Origin of the sequence: Neokomagataea tanensis (assembly GCF_006542335.1) — a bacterium.
GTDB classification, from domain to species: Bacteria; Pseudomonadota; Alphaproteobacteria; order Acetobacterales; family Acetobacteraceae; genus Gluconobacter; species Gluconobacter tanensis.
Genome location: NZ_CP032485.1, coordinates 718,229 through 738,645, shown reverse-complemented (window position 1 = coordinate 738,645; position 20,417 = coordinate 718,229). Strand labels below are relative to the sequence as shown.

Genomic DNA, 20,417 nt, shown 5'->3' with positions numbered 1-20,417 from the left:
GAGGAATGTGGTTTAAGTGTGTGAGAATTGGCATTAAGCCACATTTCATCCTTGACCCCATGGCATATTGCCATTAATTTATCGTTAATCGCTGAGATTCATGGTGATTGTCAGCGAATGGGGGGTGGGGTTTTTGATGGTTTTGTCTGCAAAGAATGCTCTGTCCCTACGGCCTTTATCTGCGTCAATGCGTAGAGGGTTGGTTATGACGGTCGAAGAAGGCCTGAGGGTGTATGAAGAGCAAAAAACCCAAAATCAGTGCACCTCCTCATCTGGTTTCGTGGGCGGATCAGGTGTGTCAGAAAGCATGTTTTTGCCCGTGTTCGACGCCGTGTCTTGCCGCTGGAGCACCAACTCTGGGTGCAGTGCAGCAAGCCGTAGGGCCAGTTCTTCGTCGGTACGACCGTTTAGGACGCCTTTCAGAAGAAAGTCCGTTGAAACGCGGAGCCGGTTCGACAGTGCGGCAATAAGGAAAACGTTTGGGGCGCGGTCGCCGCGTTCGATCTTGTTGAGGGTTGAAGCGTCAATGCCCAAGAGACGAGCGCATTCGCTCTGGTTAGGAATGACGAGTTCGCGTGCCCAAGCAATGCGCTGTCCAATCGCGCGTTGGAGGACCGTGAGGGAATCTGATCGTTTCTGTTTGGCCATGAGGCTTTTCTAGCAATGGCTTATTGCCAAATCTAGTCTCTCTTTTTTTTCATACGGTTTGTGGCATTTTGTCATGAAATGTTATTTAATGGGAATTGTTTCGATGTTTGATCACGGAAATGTAGTTTCAAATGGCGCACGTGTTTCTGCGGGAGTACTAGCCGCAATGCTTGCAGAGGACGGTTGGAGCCCGAAAGTAAAACCATTTAAAACCGAGAAAGTGGGTTTTGCTGCATCATCAGTTGCTGCGCAGGCCAAGAAGAAAGTGCGTATTGCTCGGAAAGTTATTGACCGTGAAACGGCTGAGGCATTGCCTGCTGGGCATAGTGTGACATGGGCTGCTTTGTGGGGCGCGGATAAGGTGCCTGTATTTCCGGGGTTGGTGGCAATGGGTGCTCGTGACGTTGTTGGGAGTTTCCACTGATGTTGGGTGTGGCTGGCAAAGCGAAGCGTGGTCCCTCTGCTTTAAACAATGAAAATAGGCCGACGCCGGAGCGCTTGCAGCATGGTGACATGCGTGATGTGAAGGGTGTGTACCGTGTCGTTAACACGGTGCAGTCCATGTATGACGCGCAGGATATTGGCGATGATGAGGTGGCGGCGGCAGACCGCTGGTATCGTGAGTATTTATTTGCGGCGACGGGGGTTGTTGAAGAAAAGCCGTCAGATGGGCGATTCCGTGAAAAAGGTGATGTACACACATGGATGATGGGGCGTGGTAAATGCTCTGCGCGGATTTCCTCCATTCGGGATATGCTTGGATTGACGGCTCATGTGCGGTTGGAAATGTTGTTGGCAAGGGAAATGACGTTTTCGGCTATGGCGCGGCATATTTATCCGAGTTTGTCAGAGGGGCGGGCTCGTATGAAGGTTTCTGCACAATGTGCGTTGGTTCTGGAACAATTGGTGCATGTTTATGAATCTTTGAAAGCTATGGAAAATAAAAAATATCATTAACGCCAAATTAACTATTGCATTCTGAACGCGGTTTATTTATAAGAAGACTATATTGAAGATTTGTATTGATAATAAAAAGCCAGCACCTCTCGGGTGACTGGCTTTTTTTATTGGAGTTTATTTTATGTCTTCATTTAATATACTTAAAAGTGGCACGGTTGTTTTTGTTGGTTGGCAAACAATGGTTGTGTTGGAAGTGCAGGGGGCGCAGGCTGTTCTTTGTCCTCTCGTATATGATGACGAGGCCGTGCATCGGGCTGACGTTGATTTAGAGTGGTCTGAATTAATTGAAGCGGGTTTGACAAGAGTGGGTGTACGCTGCCGTGCAATTCCATGTTGTCGTGATACGCGAAAATTAAAAATTTTAGGACAAATTGGTAGTGGGGCACTTGCCCGGATCAAGCCTGCGGCCGTGATTGAACAAAAGAAACGTATGATGGAGCGATGTGCTGAGCAAAAATATCAGCCAGCAGCACCTTATGGCGGCCACCGCCAGCAGGCACGGCGGGCCAAGGCCTCTGCGGAGGCGTGGCAGGTTCATGCCATGGCCCGCCGGGTTAACTGAAGTGGATGGTGCGGGTGGGTAAGGATTGAAGGCATGGCGGGTAACGGACCTGTAAAAACTGGACGGCCAAATAGCCGGACCAAGAAACGTCAAGATAAGTTTCTTTTGCATCTGGCTTTGAGTGGTAACATTTCGGAAGCGGGACGAGTGGCTGAGGTACAGCGGGGTACGCTGTATAAATGGAAAGACGCTGACCCTGATTTTTGTGCGCGCTGGGAAGATTCTCTGGAAGAGGCTGCAGATTTTTTGGAGGCTGAAGCGCGCCGTAGGGCGGTGGAGGGGTATGATGAGCCGATAACGTATGGGGGAAAGGTTGTTTGTAACCCCGAGACAGGACATCCGCTTATTCGGAAAAAATATAGCGATGGTTTAATGGCGTTTTTGCTTAAAGCGCATCGTCCTGCGCGTTTTAAGTCAGCGGAAGGGGCAGCTCTTTCCGGCGCTATTTCGATTAATATTAGCCATGATGACGGTGCCCTTTAGGTTAAATGACGGACAGCGCGCAGCTGTTCGGTTATTGGGGGGTGAGGCGCGGCACGTTCTTTTGCGGGGCGGGTCTCGCTCCGGAAAAACATTTGTTTTGATGCGTGCGGTGATTATCCGCGCTTTGAAGGAGGCGGGAAGTCGGCATGGGGTGTTTCGGCACCGATTGACGGCTCTGAAGGCCTCAATATTGAGAGATACTTTCCCAAAGGTGATGCGTACCTGTTTCCCGCAGGTAACGTGGAAATTGGATAAGCAGGAATCTGTTGTTGTTTTTCCGAACGGGTCGTCCATTTTTTTTGGTGGGCTAGACGACGCGCAGCGTACTGAGAAAATCCTCGGGATGGAATTTGCTACCGTTTATTTAAATGAGGCGAGCCAGATTAGTTATGGTGCGCGCAATATGCTTTTAACGCGATTGGCGCAGAAAACAGGTTTGGTGAACCGTGAATATATTGATGCTAACCCACCAAATGTGGGGCACTGGCTTTATGCGTTATTTGAGTTGGGGATAGAGCCTAAGTCGGGTGAGCCGCTGAGTGCGCCCGGACATTATGCAACGATGATTTTAAACCCGCACGCTAACCGGGAGAATTTAAGCTCGGAATATTTGGCTGCGTTGGAGGCCTTGCCGGAGCGGGAGCGCCGAAGGTTTTTGTACGGCGAATATCAAGCAGTGGTGGAAGGGGCGCTGTGGCGCCTCGATATGTTTCGGCGTGAAGGGGCTGTTACGGCTGGGACGCGGGCGGATGTGGCTGCGCGTATGAGACGGATTGTGGTTTCGGTCGATCCGTCGGGGGCATCGGGGCCGGAAGATACGCGCTCGGATGAGATTGGAATTGTTGTTTGTGGCGTTGATTGGCAGGGAATTGGGCATGTTCTTGAAGATGTTTCTGCGCGTGATAGTCCAGCTGGTTGGGCGGGGCGGGCGTTGCGTGCGCTGGATGAATGGGGCGCGGAACGCATTGTCGCAGAGCGTAATTTTGGCGGGGCGCTGGTTGAAGGCACGTTGAGGAGTGTGCGGCCTCATGCACCTGTGAAGATGGTGACGGCTGCTAGGGGTAAGGCTGCGAGGGCTGAGCCAGTCGCGGCGTTATATGAGGTTGGTAAAGTGGTGCATCATGGACGCTTTTCTTTGTTGGAAGACCAGTTGTGCCATTTTTCGGTGAGCGGGTATCGGGGGGCTCGCTCTCCGGATCGTGCGGATGCCATGGTTTGGGGGCTGAGCGAGGTCATGCTGACTACGGGTGAGCAGGTGGCGAGTTGGGGTTCATCCGGTTTTTCACTGATGCGCTGAAACCTACATTTTTATCTTTTTAAATGGAGAGCTCATGGACTGGTTGTCCCTGCAACAGCGTTACGCTGTGCCGGCGGGTGCTTCTGCGCGCACTGTGCGTTTGTTGGCGTTGCGTCGGGTGCTGGATGGTACGCAGTATGATGCGCTGACTTACCCTTTTGCTCAAGAGCGATCTGGGGCTGGAGAGTATATTCCGTTATCGAATCGACGCCCTGCGGTGCGGACGAATATGTGCCGCGCGGTAGTTGATGATGCGACGTCTCTTCTATTTGGTGATTCGCATTGGCCCAGTCTTGTTGTGGAAGATCGGCGGGTTGCTGAGGCTATGGGCGTCTTTGCTTCAGAGACGCGTTTGGCGTCTTTGATGATGGAGGCTGCGACTGCGGGGTCGGTTGGGTCTGTGGCCATACTTTTCGAAGTATCGGCGGGTGTACCTCGGTTGTCCGTTTTGGATACGGCCTATTTGTCGCCGTTTTGGGATGATGCAAGCGGCGAGTTGCTCCGTGTTGAAGAGCGCTTTTTGGTGCGTGGGCGTGATCTAGCCGCGCAGGGTTATCCTATTACGGAAGACTTACTTGGGGCGCAGTTTTGGTGGCAGCGTATTTGGACGCCAATGGACTGCATAGTGTCCGTGCCGTGGATGGTCGGGATGGATGGCGGGGCGCGAGATGAGCGGCGCTCGGTGCATCATGGGCTCGGGTTTGTGCCGATTGTTTGGGTACGGAATTTGGGGGTTCACTCAGGGCGAGAGCCTGAGGGTGAGTGCACGTTTGAGCGTGCGATCGATACGGTCATTGAAGCGGATTATCTGTTGTCGCAAGCCGGGAGGGGTTTGAAATACGGTTCTGACCCAACGCTTGTTTTAAAGACGGGGGGGCTGGCAGAGGGTGTAGCGCGGCAGGGTGGTGTTGCTTCTGCTTTGACGTTGCCGCCGGAGGGTGATGCCAAGCTTCTGGAAATTAATGGTAGTGCGGCGGGTGCTGTGCTCGAGCATTATCGGGAGTTACGCCAGATTGTGTTGGAGCAGATGCACGGCAATCGAGCGCATGGCGACCGTTTGACGGGTGCGCAGTCTGGGCGTGCGATGGAGATGATGTGTCAGCCTTTAATTTGGCTGGTGGATCGGCTGCGTCATTCTTACGGCGAGGGTGCGTTGCTTGAAATATACCGCATGGCTTGTCGTTTCTCGAGGGTGCTGGAGAACGGACTTCGACTTGGCGGTGTTTTAGTTAAGGACTTGCCTTTTTGTCGTTTGAGTTTGCGTTGGCCGCCTTGGTTTCCGGTAGCGGATCAGGAGTTACAGGCTTTGGCGCAAGGGCTCGTAACGGCGGTAACAAATGGAATTTTAAGTCGGGAGACTGCTGCAAAAATGTTTGCAACGGCGTCGGGTCATTCTGACCCCGGCTTGGAGTGGGCTGCGCTTGAGCGGTGTTCTGCATCTGATGGTGCATTTAATTCGATGAGGAAATGATGTCGAATTCTGGTGGAAAAGTGGTTTCTGATGATGCGCTGCGCCAAGCGCTGGAAGCAGCGCAGAACGAAGTAAAGGCAATGCGCGGTGAGATGGCGGATATGATCTCACGTCAAGATGCGCTGAAGCGAACGCACGAAGAAGCGCTCACGCGTGTGAAAACCGAGAGTAATAGGGAGGTCGTTACTGCTGCGCTAAGGGCTGAGGCGGTGAGGATGGGCGCCCATAACCCCGACGACGTTGTGCGATTGATTGATTTGAGTGGTGTGCGGCGCGAGGAGGATGGCGCTGTTATTGGCGTAGCTGAGGCTCTCGATCATGCGCGGCGTGATCGGGCTTATTTGTTTGGTGAAAGAGCGAGACCTGGTGTGGCTTTGGGTACGACGGTTGCTCATGGTGCGCCGCGGCCGGGAGGGGCCGAGCATTTTGATGCTCGGGTTGCGTCGCATGCGGATTATGAAGCGCGGAAATGGCAGTTTTTAGCGCGCTCTTGAATAAGTAGATTTTTAAAAATTAAGTAAGTTTTTTACAGAAATTTATAGGGTTTTATTATGAGCATTGATAATTTTCCAGTTCAATTACAGGCAGCAATTCAGCAAGGTTTTCTGGCGCGTGAGTTTGAGAACGGCTTGAAATCGCGTTTGGGTTTCCGGCAGGTTGCTGACCGTGAGGTGTTCCCCAATGCTATTGGTGAGACGCTGACCAAAACGCGAAAAAGTTTGAAGGCGCCGGTGACGACGCCCATGAACCCAACGATGAATACCAATTTTGACAATGGTATGAGCCCGTCGGGTTGGTCCATTGAGCAATATACTCTGGGTATCAATCAGTATGGCGATACGATTGATTTGAATATGGTGACGTCTGGTGTGGGCATTGCGTCGCAGTTTTTGGCGAATGCGAACACGAATGGCGTGCAAGCGATGCAATCGCTTGATCGTTTGGCGCGCAATACTCTTTTTGGTGGTGCTCCTGGGGGTGTTGGCGGCTATCTTGGTGGTAATACGCGCGTTATTACCACACTAGGTTCGGCGGCCACAGCGGTGCAGGTGGACGATATACGCGGCTTCCAGTCTGTGATCGTAAGTGGTCAGGTTGTTCCGGTTAATGCAAGCAATGGCATGACGGTGACTGTTGGTGCCGGTTCTTATACGCTGGTTGCGGTTGTGGCGGACGGTGTGAATATTTCAACGGCGCCGGGCGGTGTTTCCGGTACGCTGCAATTCTCGGCAAATGTATCTGTGTCGGATGGTACGGCAGGTCAGGCGGTTGTGGCGGCAACTGCCCCAATGGTTATTAGGCCCAATGGGCGTTTGACCACGGCGGCTTTGCAGACTGCCAGCGCGCGTGGCTTGGCTGATACGTTGGGTCTTCAACAGGTTTTGGCAGGCGTTGCGACGCTACGGCGTAATAACGTTCCGATGATTAATGGTGCGTACCATTGTTATCTGGATGATTTGCAGCTCCTGTCTCTGTTCCGTGATGATGACTTTAAGCAGCTGTATCGTGGGGCATATGGTTCTGAGGAATATCGTTCAGGTCAAGTAATTGAATTGCTTGGTGTGCGTTTTATTCCGACGACAGAAGCACCGCAGCAGGCTTCTTTGGGGGCTGGTTCTATTCACCGGGCATTGCTCTTGGGGCAGGGGGCGTTGATTGAGGGTGATTGTGCGCTGACGGGGCATTCAGATATTCCAGATGCGGAACGTGCACTAATTGAAATGGTAGATGGTGTGGCGATGGTTACGCGTGAGCCGCTGGATCGACTTCGTCAGATTATTGCCCAATCGTGGTATTGGATTGGTGGTTTTGCGCTGCCTACGGATATGACGGCAAATGTAAATGTTATTCCGACAGCGACTAATGCTTATTTGAAGCGCGGTGTTGTTATTGAAAGTCTGGGTACTGATGCGTTGGGCTTGACGTTCTAAGATTTTGAAAAAGGCGGTGTTCTATGCACCGCCTTTTTTATTGTGGGGTGCCTATGTCTGTATCTGAAGGGTTGTCTTCGGCGGTTTTGACCGGGAGCGAGAAGATGGATGTGCGTCGCTTTTGTGGTTATCCGGCAGTAGGCTCCGGGGAAGCAGGTCAAGAGTCCTGGCGTTTCTTCGCTGTTGAGGGTGCTCTTGAGTGGCGGCTATTGCATTTATCTGTTCCGGAATTGCAACAGATTAGATTGTATCTGACGCAGCTTTATTCCTTGGAAAATGCCTTGCTGGGGGCATCGGATAATCTCGATACGGCGCAAGCTGCGAGTTGGCAACATAACGCAAAAGAGGTTCAGGACAGGACGGCGTTGTTTGCGGTGTGGCGTCGAAGATTGTGTAGCTTCTTGGGGGTAACTGGCGGGCTGGAGCTACAGGAGGGGCGAGCGGTTGTTATCTAAAAGGGGGATGTGTGTACGCTGATTTGTTATCCTCCAAAATGCGGAAAGGTTATGCGAAGGCTGCTCAGATTTTAGGAAGAGCGGGGACACAGTATCGGCCTGTTGATGGTTTTACGGCGGTCGCAGAACCTCATGCATTCCCGAAGTTGGCGTTTGACGTTGGCGCTTCGTTTTCGGGGGAGAGACCTCCTAATTGGGGGGTGGTCACTCGTTACATGCTTTCGGACTGTTTGGACGATACCGTTGTTGGTGATGTGCTGGTTTGTGGAGCGCAGACATTTTTTGTTGCTGCCATTGATCCAATTGCGCCTGTCCTTTGTGTGGCGTGTGATCAGATGGTCAGTGTAAGCGCGGTAAGCGGCTCTAGCGGGGTTGTGGTGTCAGGCTGTCCGGCCGCAATCGTGTTGCGCTCTAAAGGGGAGAGTGCTCAGAGCGGTGTACCTGGGTCGGTTCGGCCGGGACAATTTGTTTTGTATTTACCTTGTTTACCGGGCGTAATTTTGCGTCCGTACATGACCGTTACGTCTAATACCGGGGCAACTTATACAATTAATTCGGCAGAGAAATCAGCGTGGGGTTTGCGCTGTGTGATGTCTTTGCAGCAGGTGTGAGGAGTGCGTTAGCGATGGCGGGTCTAGCGCAGGTAAGCCAGGCTTTGGCGTATCGATGCGCCCAACTGGTATATCCGCAGGGGTTGGGAGCCGCATCGATCTCAGGGCGGCAGGTTGTTGTGCGGAGGGGTTGGCTGCTACCGAATGATGTGTTCGCGGCGCAGGGCATAAGAAACCAAGTCGATTATTTGACGGTAACAATGGTTCCGCGAAATGCCAAAAACTTGCCGGAGCCCTTGGGGCGCCCATGGGCGGTACGTAAAAAAGTCGCTGCTACGGTTTCCGTGTTGCAGCGGGGGGCTGGTGTACAAATTGTTTTCCCGTCGGATGGAAGTGAGCCAGCTGGTGTTGTTGGGGTAGCGGTAAGTGGTGGGCAAGCTGCTGTCTATGCCGTGACCGCGACAGACACTCCTGACGGGGTTGCGCATGCTTTGGCTGATCAGCTGGCAGCTTTGGGTGTGTTAAATATTACCGCTGAAAACGGTTATTTAAGCATTTCGGACAATTTGCTGTTAGGTCGCGCGAGTGGTTATGGCGAGTCAGTGCGGACGGTTAGGCGTCAAACGCAGCGTTATCGTCTTACTGTGTGGACAGCGGATACATCAGTACGCGAAGTTTTGGGCGATACGATTGACACGGCGCTTGCGGAAATGAGTTGGTTGGTTCTTGCTGACGGCGGGCAGGCACAAATTGTTTTTGCTGGTGTCGAGGATGTCGACACTATGCAGACTGAGACATTGTATAGGCGTGATTATTTTTACGATATTCAATTTGATACAGAAGACGTTAAATGGTCAGCAGATTTAAATTTCATAGGCGGCCATTTTACGCAGGGAATTGATGGTTCCTGGGGCACAAAAATAGCAAGTATTCAGCCAGAAATTATTGAAAATGCACTCGGCGCGGTACAGCGGGCTGCTGCTGTGGGAGGTGCAGCCGATGTGTATGAAGGTTTGTATATTGATGAATTCGGAACAGTAAAAGAAAAATAAATCATAAGATTAATAGTTAAATTATGACCTCTATTTTTTCGTAGAGGTTTTTTATTGGGATTAATAGTATGTCTCTTATTTATCAAGCAGGCACTTTAAACACAACGGCTCTTACGGTTCCTAACCTTTACGTACAGATTGCGCAGCCCCAGGCGTTATCGCTAGCGGGAAGTGCAACGTCAAAATTGGGTATTGTCGGAACAGCAGGGTGGGGGCCAGTCAATGTCCCGGTACCACTTGGTACAATGTCCGATTACGTTGCCGCATTTGGTGCGAAACAAAAACGAATAACTGATGCTGGAATTGCATTAAACATTGCGGCTACCCAGGGAGCATCTTCTTTTGTTGTAGTCCGTGTGACTGATGGAAGTGATGAGGCGGCAACTGGGACTTTAGACGGTGTTACTGTGCAGGCCGTCCATACAGGGGCGGCTGGTAATGCGATTAATGTTGCTGTGACGGCTACGGGCAGTGGTTTTGCTTTGCTTGTCTCCCATGCCAATCTGGGTACTACGAGCTACTCTGCTAATGACTGGTCTGGTTTAGAGCAGGTAGTGTCCCAAGATTTAAATGCTCTTATTCGTATTCAGCTACCCGCCACCGTGCCAACGCTGGGTGTAGGGAGCGTTGTCCTCTCTGGTGGGGTCGACGGTGGCACGCCTACACCGTCAAGCTTTTTAGGCCAAGACTCTCAAGCAAGGACAGGGCTTTACGCGTTGCGTGGCCAAGGGTGTTCAGTCGCGTGCATGCATGGGGTAACGGACAGTACCTTATGGGCGGCGCAGGCAGCGTTTGGTCTGAACGAAGGTGTTTATGTGATTGCTGCGACGCAGGTGTCAGACAGTATTTCAAATGCTGTTGCAGTTAAAGCTGCGGCTGGGGTCGATAGCGTTGCTTTGAAGCTTATGTTTGGGGACTGGTTGTATTGGAACGATGATACTTATGGCATGATGCTGGTCAGCCCGCAGGCGTTTGCAGCTGGAATGCTTGCGGCTTTGTCGCCAGAGCAATCAAGTTTGAACAAGGCGCTTTCTGGGGTGGTCGGCAGCCAAAAAGCTGGTTTGAACGGTAGTAGTACCAGCTACTCTAATGCTGAATTGTCGGCCCTCTTTACGGCGGGTCTAGATGTTATCTGCAATCCGGCTCCTGGTGGGGCATATTGGGCTGTGCGGTGCGGTCACAATACGTCGAGTAATGCAGTTGTTAATAGTGATGCTTATACACGCTTGACCAATTATCTGTCTGCTTCGTTGGCTGGGGGAATGGGGCGATACGTTGGTCAGGTTATAAATGACACGTTGTATGGGGATATTCGAGCGACATTGCTCGGTTTTTTATCGTCGCTTCTAGGGCAGGGCATTCTAGGTCTACAAGATGGACAGTTGCCCTATAGTGTTGTGTGTGACGGGACTAATAACCCGCAGTCCCGCACCGCTCTCGGTTATGTGCAAGCCGACATTGCTGTTCGTTATCAAGGCATAAACGAAAAATTCATTGTTAATTTACAGGGTGGCGCTTCTGTGAGTGTGTCTACCGTTGGGGGAAGTGTTTGATAATGGCTAATCCCTATAGCATTGGTCGTGATTGTCGCATTACGGTTTTGTGGAATGGTGTGCGCGTGGATTTGCGTGATGTCACCTCATTTATGGCCTCGCAAGAAACTCAGGCGCTTCGTGCACATCCGTTAAATGGTGTGCCAATGGAATTCAACGTACCCGATGGCTGGCGTGGTTCTTTCCAGATTGCACGTGCCTCATCGGCTCTGGACAACTTAGTTGCGGCGATAGAGGCAGCTTATTGGAACGCGGGCACGGTGGGGAGCGGCACCATTTACCAGTATGTATCCGAACCCGATGGATCGACTAGTACGTGGGAATATACAAATGTTTCTATCAAGCTGAAAAATGATCCATGGCAATCGGACCACATGATGCACCAGACGGTGCAATTTTTTGCTTCGACGCGTGTAAAGGTTTCCTAGTATGATTATTAATGAGCTCAAATTAGAAGATGGGCGCATTCTGGCGCTGAAGGAATTGGATCCGGCTGATATGTTGGATTTAATTGAGGCAGCGGGAGCAGCTGCAAACGGTCCTTCCGCCGGGGCTTGGTTGGGCTATGCAGAAATGATTTGTTCTGTGACGGCCATTGATAATGTGCCAGTACAAATGCCTGTTACTAAAGATGAAATTCGTGATTTGGCGCGAAGAATTGGCAAGGCTGGACTGATCAGTTTGCAACTCGCATTTGATGAAGATGTAAATAAAAGTGACTTGGTCGGTACAGCAAAAAACTAAGTAGGCACTCTGACTTTCAAGAGTTATTGTATCTCTTGAGTGTTGGGGTGCCTTGGGACCAGGTATTGTCTTGGTCGCGCGCTAGAAGGTTAGCTGCGTGCGTCATAACAGCCGAACGAAATGGGTTTAGCTTCGATTGGGATGCTTTATGCTACCGGGATAATGCATGAAAACTCATCCATGGTGGTCAACGCCAACAAAGCAATTTAGATATAGTACTATTCTGATTTTAGATAAGAAGCCTCTTTATCGTAGTTCTTATGTACCGCGATCTACTTTGGTCAATGCTCCATTACATAAGAGTTTAATGAAGCAATTATGGGGTAAAAGTTCGGTACAACGGACTTCGGATGACATTAGTAAGAAGATTTTGAGATTATTGTCTTTGGGAGGTTTGGACTCTCAACGTAAAAAACTATTTTCAGCACCTGAAATAATCCAAAAGAAATTTGCATTTATCGACGGATTAAATCAGCGTTCCGAGCGTTCCGAGCGTTCCGAGCGTTCCGAGCGTTCCGAGCGTTCCGAGCGTTCCGAGCGTTCCGAGCGTTCCGAGCGTTCCGAGCGTTCCGAGCGTTCCGAGCGTTCCGAGCGTTCCGAGCGTTCCGAGCGTTCCGAGCGTTCCGAGCGTTCCGAGCGTTCCGAGCGTTCCGAGCGTTCCGAGCGTTCCAGAGTGTTCGCGTTTGAAAACCGGCGACTGAGGAAAACGAGTTATTTTTTTGGAAAAGGCAAACGATCCTCGTTGGACGGGTACACGAGATCTTTTTTGAGACACGAACAAAAAAAGCGAACTGCAGTGCCGTACACAGATAGTCGTCAAAACCCGTCAAGGGTATCTTTTGAAAATTACAAAAATTCTTTTAATAAAGAAGAAAACTTTCAAGAATATTTAGGTCAAAATAAACAATACTTATTAAATAAATCAGATAATAATCATAATTTTTTTTATGAGAAAAATAGAAATAATTCCTTTTTAGAAGAAAAAATAAGAGAAAGCACTAATTTTATTTCTGATGAGATGCGAATGCGGCGAAGGAGCGGTGGTTTCGATGAAATATCGCTACCTCAGTATCCAGGGGTGAGTATTGGTTCTTTTTGAGAGTTTGAAAGTATGAACTTAACGCTAGACAGTTTGGGCACAGCAATAGGATCTCTAGGGCGGCTCGGGAACTCTGCGCCTGTGTTGTTAGGAGATTTGGTCTTAGCGGGAATTGAGGTGCCTGATCATTTGCGCGTAGGTGGCAGGCAAATGATGGTTGTGCACCGTTTGCCTGGTGGGCAGAGAGTTATAGATGTTCTTGGAAATGACCCTTCACGTCTGGAGTTGCGGGGAAGGTTTGTAGGTGCCGGAGCTCAGCAAAGAGCGCAGACTATCGAGCGTATGAGAGATGCAGGTGCTGAGATTCAATTTTCTGCAGCAGGTTTAGCTTTAAAAGTTTTTATTTTCGATTTTTCTTACACGTTCGAAGATAAAGGGGCCCTCTGCTCTTATTCGCTAACATTAGAGGCTTCTAATACAGAACTGTCTAACCAACAAAAGAGTAGTGGGCAGCTATTCTCAGGGGAAGTTGGTAGCGCGTTGCAAGGAATTCAGACTGGGATTGGTGGCGTATTGAATGATGCCTTTACGGAATTATCTCAGTTGGGAACGACGGCTGCTCAAATTATGCCTTTAGCGTCAATATTGGGGGCGGGAGGGACGTTGAGTAAGGCGTCGGACGCTTTGATGAAGGTAACCGCAGTAACACAAACGAGTTCGACTTGGCTGCAGGCGCCGTCATCGGTGCAGGTAGTCTCGCAAGAGCTTGAAAGTGCCAAAGGGAACTTAATTTCTGTTGTGGAATCAAATTCTACCGAATTGGATAATTTTTTGATTTCAGATGATGCAACACTTGGTTTGGCGGGTGTTCGCTCTGGAATTGAAACCATATCAATTGATAGTATTTCTAATATAAAAAATTCCCAAAATTATATTAGTAATTTATGAAAATGGCATTTAATGATTATTAATTCTACTGAAAAAACTATATTTCACCTCTCTTGCAAAAAATATGGTGATGCGTGCGGTTGGTGGAAAATAATGGCAGCTAATCTATTAAATGATTACGATTTGTCCCGTTTCGATCAGCCAGTTTCATTCAAAATACCGCCTTCAAGCGAGAGCACATGGACGGGACTACCTAATGGGGTGAGTAGTTCGTGATTAGAAATTTCGAGACACGTTTATTATGGGATGGTCAAGTCGATACGAACCTACTGATAGAGGGTTTCAATATTGATTTAAGTAGATACGAGGAAGCTGGTATAGCAAACGTATCATGCGTATTAATAAATAATTATATAAATTCATGGTATTATTTGGGAAATATAGTATCACCATGGATGGATTTACAAGTCCGTGATAAAAATAATAATTCTGATTGGACAAGCATATTTCAAGGTCGGGTAGATTATATAAAACGATCTCACAAGACGCGCTGTATTGCATTTGAATGCCGGGATGGTTTGGCTAAGCTTATAGACACGCGCTTTCAAGCGGAGTGGATGAATTATAATGGGTCAGATATATTTAAAAAAATAGCAGAGAAAACCGGCTTAGAGATCGAATACAATGCTCCTGTTTTAGTAAACGACAGAATGTTCGGACAATTTTGGCAGGTCGAACATAAAAGAAATATGTTCATTGCCCAAAGCCGGTTTCAAACTGCTGCTGATGTGGTTTTTAACATTGCGAGGGAAATGTCTTGTGATGTTTATGCTGAAGGATCAAAGATATTTTGTTCCCCTGTTTATTCTAACCCACAGCCAACATCGCAAGTATATGACCTAGATAGTATTGGGTTTGAAGGGTTTTTTTCGACGGATGTTGGTTTGAGCCAAGGTATTGTTGTACATTATGCATCTTGGGATTCTCGGCAGCGTATAAGTACTCATGTTTTTTATGATGGCAGTGATTTTTTAAATAAAGCTCCAGATGGGCAGAACTTAATTTATAGTTTTAAAGTGGCCGGTAAAAAATTAGAAGATTTAAAGAATCTAGCGAGAACAAAATTTAACCGGCTAAATTCGCACATTTTTTCATCTGAAATTAGTCTGCCTGGAATTTTAGATTTAAAGCCGCGAAATTTTTTTTCGATTTCTATAAATAATTCCAAAGTTTATCTTTCAGTAGAAAGAGTTATTTCAGAATTCTCTTTGAGTCAGGGTTTTATTCAAAAAATAACTGTAAAAAAACGGTATGGGTATGAATGAATCGAGTTTTTTGTCAGCAATTCAGTCAAATAGGATGGCGCATGCGGTTTTTGGAATTGTGTCTGCGACTGATCCGACCAACCATGCGATTAAAGTGCGGGTACAGCCCGAGGACATTGAAACGGGTTGGATGCCGGATCTTTCGGGGGTTCAGGCCGGTAAGTTACGCATAGCGTGTCCGACATCTGTGGGCACCCATGTTGTTTTGTTGCCAATAGAAGGTGACGCAGAGCAATTCGTAGTTGTAGCCGCTGTTTATGATACTGTTGTTGTGCCGCCCAAGGTGCCACGCGAGGATCGGACTGTCAGGACTGGTGAGTGGTTGGTCCGCTCAGGTTATGAGTCGGTGGCTTCAAAGCAAAAAGAAGTGCTTTCTGAAGGGGATGTTGCGGGAGGTTGGTGTTTCGTTGCTCCAAGTGAAGTGTCATTCGGTGTAGGAAATAACTCTATTTCGGTTTCCGCGGATGGCGTTAAATTCAATGTGGGTAATGTTGAAGCTTCGATCGATAATTCGGGTATAAGCGTCAAGGGTGGGGATGTTTATACACAGAGAGTAAGCTTAGATCAGCATATTCATGCTGTAGGCACACAGCAAACATCAAGACCACTGCTATGAGTTCAATTAACCATATTTTCGGTGGTGATTTGATCCTCTCCGATAGGAGTGTCTCACTAGTATCTGGTATTGAGGAAACAAAGCAGCGTTTATTACGCCGTTTATTGACCATTGCTGGGGAATATATCTGGCAACTCGATTACGGAGCGGGCTTACCTAAATTAGTTGGTGAAATAGTTGATAAGGAGGGTTTGGAGGCTATAATTCGTCAACAAATTATAAATGATCCGGGTATTGATGTTACAAAACCACTTAAAGTTAAGATAGTAAGCTCCCAAGTAGACGGAAATTTTTGTGAAATAAAATTTTTCGACAAAGAAAATAATAATCAGATTATTATAATTTAATTATATATTAGGGGTATAAATTGTCTTTTTCCCTGCGCTCTTTTGGTACCATGGTGGGAACTGCGCTATCCACAGCGCAAGCTGCGTGTACACAAAATCTGGATATTGCGGTTGGCTCACCAACACGTGCTTTGATGGAAGCCGTGGGTGGAGTAGGCCTTTGGCTTCAGTATACTGTTGTTCAAGCATTACAAAAGACTCGTTTGTCGACGTCGACCGGCACGGATTGTGATAGCTTTGTTGCAGATTTTGGCATGGCGCGGCTTCAGGGTGAGGCCGCCACAGGCGCTGTTACCTTGTTATCTTTTACGCCAGACGCTCAGTCGGCAGTGGTACTTTCTACTGTTATTTTGCGCACGGTTTCTGGGTTGTCTTTTAGTGTTGTGAAAGATGAAACACACCCTTTGTGGTCAGCTAATATGGGTGGGTACGTGCGCGCGCAGGGTCAAGAAAGCATAGATGTTCCTGTTGTCTGTCAAATCGCTGGGAGTTTGGGAAACGTAGACGAGGGTGCAATTTGTCTGATGGGTACGGCCGTGTCGGGTATTGATACGGTTACAAATCAAAGTGCATTTTCTAACGGGGTTGATGCGGAAACAGATGAGCAACTGCGGTTAAGGTTCCCTCTTTGGCTATCAGCTAAGGCAACGGCAAGTAAAGCATCGATTGAGAATGCGATTTCTGACGTGAGAGCTGGCTTATCTTACGCGGTAGAAGACGGAAGAGACGCCGGGGGTAATTTAAGATCAGGTTATTTTACGGCTGTTGTTAACGATGGAAGTGGGACGCCTACGCAGGCGCTATTGCGGGATGTTTACGCCGCGATTGATAGTACGAGAGCTGTGGGGGTGGGATTTGCTGTTCAGGCTCCAAGCGTTTTAGAGCTTACAGTAAGCATGGATGTTTCTATCCCATATTATTTATCGGAAGATAATGTGAGAGAAGCCATTCGAGCTGCCATTGCAAGCGATATAGTGAATACACCAATTGGTTCTGGTTATGCGTATAGCCGATTGTCTTATTTGGCGTATGTGGGGGCGAATGTTGCCGTTACAGCGGTATCAAACGTATTATTAAATAATAATCAAAATGATATACCAAAGGCTGATGCACAGTCTTTGTCAGTAAAAAATATAAATATCAATATTAACAAATCTTAGTTTCCGGAAATAATTATGGCTGTATTTAATACGTATCCTCTTTTGCCAAAATTAACGGGTGACGAGGTTTTGGTTTTGTCCGACAAGGCAGGAACCATGACGGTGACGGCTACAGCAGGACAAATAGCGGGGACTCCGGCTATTTCGGAGGCAAGTGGGGCTTTTTACCAAGATAAAGGGGCGCTAGTAAGCCGTTTCGCTGATCGTGTATTGGTTGGTGATGCGACCAAAAATCTTGCTTCGAGTGATCGTGAACAAGCATCAAAATATGACTGGTTGTCGACCATTATGGCTGGGACAACTATTGGGCCTTGGGCTATCCAAGGGGCGCAGTTTGCGTCTGTTGCACAATTTGGAAGCAGCGCGATTGTTGCCGGTTCGAGAACATCTGATGCCAAAAATGCGCCTGAGGTTATTGGATTTCAGCCTAGTTCGATTGGGGTTTCGTCATGGGCGATTGCAGATGATACCAGTAATCCAACGACAACTACAGCTTATGCCTTTTATGGGGAGGGGTGGCGTTTACCGGGTGTAAATTATCAGCCTACTTTTTGTATGGAGTTGGAAGCCGTTAATTTGGGGGGCAAGGCTGTCGGAAGTTCTACGCCATATTCTCCCAATATTGGTGGGGGCGTCTACGGTATCCAACTTGGGGTGGGTGGGGGACAGACGTCTGGAACTTCGGATGCTGCCGCTGGAATTACTTTCGTTGCAAACCCTAACCAATGGCAGTCAGGGGTTGTCTTTGGAGCCACATCTTTGTTCGGGACGGATGGGCAGGATAATGGATATGGTTCTGCGGTTGTTCTGGCGCGGAACCACAGTGTGGAATGGCACGTCCCTGAGGTTAACGGGGATCAAAGTGGTGTAGGTGCTTTTATCCGTTCTACAGTCTCGGTACGGGAGCAGGGTGTCAGACAAGAATTTACAGATAATGGAATTTTATTCGAAAATATCGAAGGCAAGCCAGTTTTCTCTGTAAAAAGTTCACCGGACGCCAATAATATTCTCCAAGTACAGCCAGGTGCGGGCCCTCAAGCAGCGGGGTTGTATGTGCAGGCAGGTAGCAACGGGTCAGGAAATTTGGGCTTGTATCCTGCGGCGGGTGGCGAAATACAAATTACTTCGCCAGTGAGCAATGTTGGAAGTCCGCTGCCTACGGCAGCGTCCGGCGGGTTCTTGCATTTAAATATTAACGGATCAGAGTACCGTATTCCGCTGTTTAATGTTGAGCAGATCGGAACTTAATTATGGGTATTTTAGAGTCATCAAATAAAGATTTTTTGCGTAGTACGGACGGAAAAATTCTTTTTGATAACCAACCGGTGCAGGGATCTGTAAAAGATTTCTCTCGGCGTTTTAGGCAGTTACTGCCGAATGGTTGGTTTCCTGCGCCACCTCAAAATGGTGAAGATGATCAGGCGCCTACACTCAACGCGGTTTTAGATGGCTTTGGCAAGATTTTTGAAGCCGTTTGGCAGCAGTTAGAAATGTTCAAACTCTCTAGTCGTTTGAATACATCCCAAGGCGCCTTCGTCGATATGGCGGCTAATGATTACTTTGGAAGAGGAGTATTAAGTCGTAAATTAAATGAAAGCGACGTACTTTATAAAAAAAGAATATCGGAAAATATTACTGTAGAACGGAATACGAAACGTGCCGTCGAGAGTGCTTTTTATTCGACAACAGGACAAATTCCAAAAATTATTGAGCCAATGTCTGCATATGATTGTGGTGCATGGGCGTGTGATGACCAGCCGTTAGTGGGTGGTGGATTAGGGTACGGCGCACCCGGTTTGCGGTATGGCGGTGCCGGGGGACAATTTTTTGTTGAAACCGGATTGGGTCAAGCTGAAAGCAAAGAGAGTGTTTGCCGAATAGTGCAGCCTTTCATCGCTTCCGGTATTATTGGTTGGATTAAGGTAAAAGCATAATGGATCGTGTTATTGTTTATCCTGGCTCTGTTCCAGTTGATACAGATATTTTACGTATAGGGCGTTATACTAAATCCGCTTTGGGAAATATTTCTGATCTGGTATTTGGGCCTAACGTCAAAGCGGCGATAGGTTTGTCGTGTACGCCCTCTCCAGACGGTTTGTTTGTGGTCATGGGGCCGGGAGCTATCAATGCTCCAGGACCGCTGGACGGTACGAATTTTGGAGGAGTCGGGGGAGGGCTACCAGCCGATCTTTCCCCAGTATCTGTCCAATATATCAACCAGAGTAATGTGGCTGTTCCTGTACCAACGACAGGGGCGGCATTTACCGTTTACGCTTTATGCTCTGAGCAAGACGTGGATGCCGTTACCCTGCCGTTTTACAACATTAATAATCCATCCCAGACCCAGGCGGGGCCAGCTAATTCAGGAGCGATGCTACCAACGAGGCGGAGCGCAGTTATGACTTTCTCGGTGGCGACTACTGCTCCTTCGGCACCTTCTGGAGGAATAATTGTACCACTCTACACGTTAAATATTCCAAGCGGTGTACAAAATTTACGGGGACTTAGTGCTGTACCCTTGGATGTTTTCTGGCCGACCATTCCACAATTGGCCACCAAAGCTCTCGTTGCGAATGTAACCCAGTCGACCCAGTTTTTGAGCGGCAATACGTCTCTTCCGGTTCCGCAATGGGCAAGCAGCGTCGAGTTACGGGTTATTGGAGGTGGAGGTGGCGGTGCATCGTCGACGGCCATCACGACAAGCGGTTCTTTGTCGGGAAGCGGCGGGGGGGCGGCGGTGATGCTTGGGGGGTGTATTCAGTTAATCCTTCAATTGCTGCGCCACTTGTAGTGTCTGTTGGGCAAGGTGGTAGCACGGGTCAGACTGGAGGGACCTCTCTTGTAACATACCAAGGTCAGACGCTTTTACAGGCAAATGGCGGACAAGGAGGGTCGTTTTATTCTCCTACGGGGTCTGCCGGCGGTAATGGTGGCAGTTCATCTGGCGGAACAATATGGAATCAGTCCGGCAGCACAGGCTTTGATGGTCAATGTGGAGCGTTGGTTTTTGCCGGGTGCGGTGGGGCTGGCCCTTGGGGAGGCGCTGGCCGTAGCGGCAGCCAAGGAGGGCGCTCCGCAACGCATTATGGCGCCGGTGGTGGAGGTGCTTATTCTGTATCGGCTGAGAGTTTGCCCGCGTTGGGTGGGAACGGCTATCAGGGTTGTGTATTGTATCGTTTTTTACCATAATCAATGAATAATCGTTGAATATTATTTGAAGCGAAGCATTAATTAATAACGTTTTTTGAAATATGCCTGCTATGAAAGTAAATTATAGTGGGCATAGCTGGACAGCCTGCCACGATCGCGCCATTCTTGCGCTGTAGGGATACTGG

25 protein-coding genes are annotated in these 20,417 nt (G+C 48.7%); 24 read left to right on the top strand and 1 reads right to left on the bottom strand.

What is annotated here, in order from left to right; genetic code table 11:
* Positions 1–255: 255 nt before the first annotated feature.
* Positions 256–648 carry a helix-turn-helix domain-containing protein gene (locus D5366_RS03480; RefSeq protein WP_141492307.1) on the bottom strand — a complete coding sequence of 131 codons (393 nt, stop codon included), beginning with the start codon at positions 646–648 and terminating at the stop codon, positions 256–258.
* Positions 649–721: 73 nt separating this feature from the next.
* On the opposite strand from D5366_RS03480, the gene D5366_RS03475 reads away from it, so the two are divergent.
* The 24 genes from D5366_RS03475 to D5366_RS11935 all read left to right on the top strand — a co-directional run bounded on the left by D5366_RS03475 (position 722) and on the right by D5366_RS11935 (position 20,271).
* Positions 722–1,072 (top strand): transcriptional regulator, encoded by a 351-nt coding sequence (locus D5366_RS03475; RefSeq protein WP_240775329.1) that lies wholly within the window; start codon positions 722–724, stop codon positions 1,070–1,072.
* Positions 1,072–1,605, top strand: coding sequence for a hypothetical protein (locus tag D5366_RS03470; protein ID WP_141492305.1), 534 nt, complete (start codon positions 1,072–1,074; stop codon positions 1,603–1,605). Before D5366_RS03475 ends, D5366_RS03470 begins: the two co-directional genes overlap by 1 nt.
* Positions 1,606–1,729: 124 nt before the next feature.
* Positions 1,730–2,170, top strand: a complete 441-nt coding sequence (locus D5366_RS03465) for a hypothetical protein (protein ID WP_141492304.1) — start codon at positions 1,730–1,732, stop codon at positions 2,168–2,170.
* Between the two features lie 33 nt (positions 2,171–2,203).
* Complete coding sequence (locus D5366_RS03460) at positions 2,204–2,653, top strand: hypothetical protein (protein ID WP_141492303.1); 450 nt, start codon at positions 2,204–2,206, stop codon at positions 2,651–2,653.
* Entirely contained in the window at positions 2,637–3,950 is a 1,314-nt protein-coding gene (locus D5366_RS03455; protein ID WP_170211098.1) for a phage terminase large subunit, read from the top strand. The genes D5366_RS03460 and D5366_RS03455 overlap by 17 nt, the downstream gene beginning before the upstream one ends.
* A 34-nt stretch (positions 3,951–3,984) precedes the next feature.
* Positions 3,985–5,421: a phage portal protein gene (locus tag D5366_RS03450; protein ID WP_141492301.1), complete on the top strand. Its 1,437-nt coding sequence runs from the start codon at positions 3,985–3,987 to the stop codon at positions 5,419–5,421.
* On the top strand, positions 5,418–5,915 hold the full coding sequence (locus tag D5366_RS03445) for a phage scaffolding protein (protein ID WP_240775328.1): 498 nt from the start codon (positions 5,418–5,420) through the stop codon (positions 5,913–5,915). Before D5366_RS03450 ends, D5366_RS03445 begins: the two co-directional genes overlap by 4 nt.
* A 57-nt stretch (positions 5,916–5,972) precedes the next feature.
* Positions 5,973–7,352, top strand: coding sequence for a DUF4043 domain-containing protein (locus tag D5366_RS03440; RefSeq protein ID WP_141492300.1), 1,380 nt, complete (start codon positions 5,973–5,975; stop codon positions 7,350–7,352).
* Between the two features lie 53 nt (positions 7,353–7,405).
* Positions 7,406–7,807 (top strand): hypothetical protein, encoded by a 402-nt coding sequence (locus D5366_RS03435; RefSeq protein ID WP_141492299.1) that lies wholly within the window; start codon positions 7,406–7,408, stop codon positions 7,805–7,807.
* A gap of 11 nt (positions 7,808–7,818) precedes the next feature.
* Complete coding sequence (locus tag D5366_RS03430) at positions 7,819–8,418, top strand: hypothetical protein (protein WP_240775327.1); 600 nt, start codon at positions 7,819–7,821, stop codon at positions 8,416–8,418.
* A 14-nt stretch (positions 8,419–8,432) separates the two neighbouring features.
* Positions 8,433–9,410: a hypothetical protein gene (locus D5366_RS03425; RefSeq protein ID WP_141492298.1), complete on the top strand. Its 978-nt coding sequence runs from the start codon at positions 8,433–8,435 to the stop codon at positions 9,408–9,410.
* A 68-nt stretch (positions 9,411–9,478) separates the two neighbouring features.
* On the top strand, positions 9,479–10,963 hold the full coding sequence (locus D5366_RS03420; protein WP_141492297.1) for a phage tail sheath protein: 1,485 nt from the start codon (positions 9,479–9,481) through the stop codon (positions 10,961–10,963).
* A 2-nt stretch (positions 10,964–10,965) separates the two neighbouring features.
* A complete protein-coding gene (locus D5366_RS03415; RefSeq protein WP_141492296.1) occupies positions 10,966–11,391 on the top strand; it encodes a hypothetical protein in 426 nt (141 codons plus the stop codon).
* A 1-nt stretch (position 11,392) separates the two neighbouring features.
* On the top strand, positions 11,393–11,707 hold the full coding sequence (locus D5366_RS03410; RefSeq protein WP_141492295.1) for a hypothetical protein: 315 nt from the start codon (positions 11,393–11,395) through the stop codon (positions 11,705–11,707).
* A 166-nt stretch (positions 11,708–11,873) separates the two neighbouring features.
* Positions 11,874–12,806 carry a hypothetical protein gene (locus D5366_RS11940; protein WP_141492294.1) on the top strand — a complete coding sequence of 311 codons (933 nt, stop codon included), beginning with the start codon at positions 11,874–11,876 and terminating at the stop codon, positions 12,804–12,806.
* A 150-nt stretch (positions 12,807–12,956) separates the two neighbouring features.
* On the top strand, positions 12,957–13,694 hold the full coding sequence (locus D5366_RS03400) for a hypothetical protein (RefSeq protein WP_141492293.1): 738 nt from the start codon (positions 12,957–12,959) through the stop codon (positions 13,692–13,694).
* A 212-nt stretch (positions 13,695–13,906) separates the two neighbouring features.
* Positions 13,907–14,959 carry a hypothetical protein gene (locus tag D5366_RS03395; protein WP_141492292.1) on the top strand — a complete coding sequence of 351 codons (1,053 nt, stop codon included), beginning with the start codon at positions 13,907–13,909 and terminating at the stop codon, positions 14,957–14,959.
* A 58-nt stretch (positions 14,960–15,017) separates the two neighbouring features.
* Positions 15,018–15,575: a baseplate assembly protein gene (locus tag D5366_RS03390; protein ID WP_240775326.1), complete on the top strand. Its 558-nt coding sequence runs from the start codon at positions 15,018–15,020 to the stop codon at positions 15,573–15,575.
* The gene (locus D5366_RS03385; RefSeq protein ID WP_141492291.1) at positions 15,572–15,922 is read left to right on the top strand and encodes a GPW/gp25 family protein; all 351 of its coding nucleotides are present in this window, start codon (positions 15,572–15,574) and stop codon (positions 15,920–15,922) included. Before D5366_RS03390 ends, D5366_RS03385 begins: the two co-directional genes overlap by 4 nt.
* A 20-nt stretch (positions 15,923–15,942) precedes the next feature.
* Entirely contained in the window at positions 15,943–17,082 is a 1,140-nt protein-coding gene (locus D5366_RS03380) for a baseplate J/gp47 family protein (RefSeq protein ID WP_141492290.1), read from the top strand.
* A gap of 15 nt (positions 17,083–17,097) precedes the next feature.
* Positions 17,098–18,330 carry a hypothetical protein gene (locus D5366_RS03375; protein ID WP_141492289.1) on the top strand — a complete coding sequence of 411 codons (1,233 nt, stop codon included), beginning with the start codon at positions 17,098–17,100 and terminating at the stop codon, positions 18,328–18,330.
* Between the two features lie 2 nt (positions 18,331–18,332).
* Positions 18,333–19,016: a hypothetical protein gene (locus D5366_RS03370; RefSeq protein ID WP_141492288.1), complete on the top strand. Its 684-nt coding sequence runs from the start codon at positions 18,333–18,335 to the stop codon at positions 19,014–19,016.
* Complete coding sequence (locus D5366_RS03365) at positions 19,016–19,873, top strand: hypothetical protein (protein WP_240775325.1); 858 nt, start codon at positions 19,016–19,018, stop codon at positions 19,871–19,873. Before D5366_RS03370 ends, D5366_RS03365 begins: the two co-directional genes overlap by 1 nt.
* A complete protein-coding gene (locus D5366_RS11935; RefSeq protein WP_240775324.1) occupies positions 19,834–20,271 on the top strand; it encodes a hypothetical protein in 438 nt (145 codons plus the stop codon). The genes D5366_RS03365 and D5366_RS11935 overlap by 40 nt, the downstream gene beginning before the upstream one ends.
* Positions 20,272–20,417: the final 146 nt, after the last annotated feature.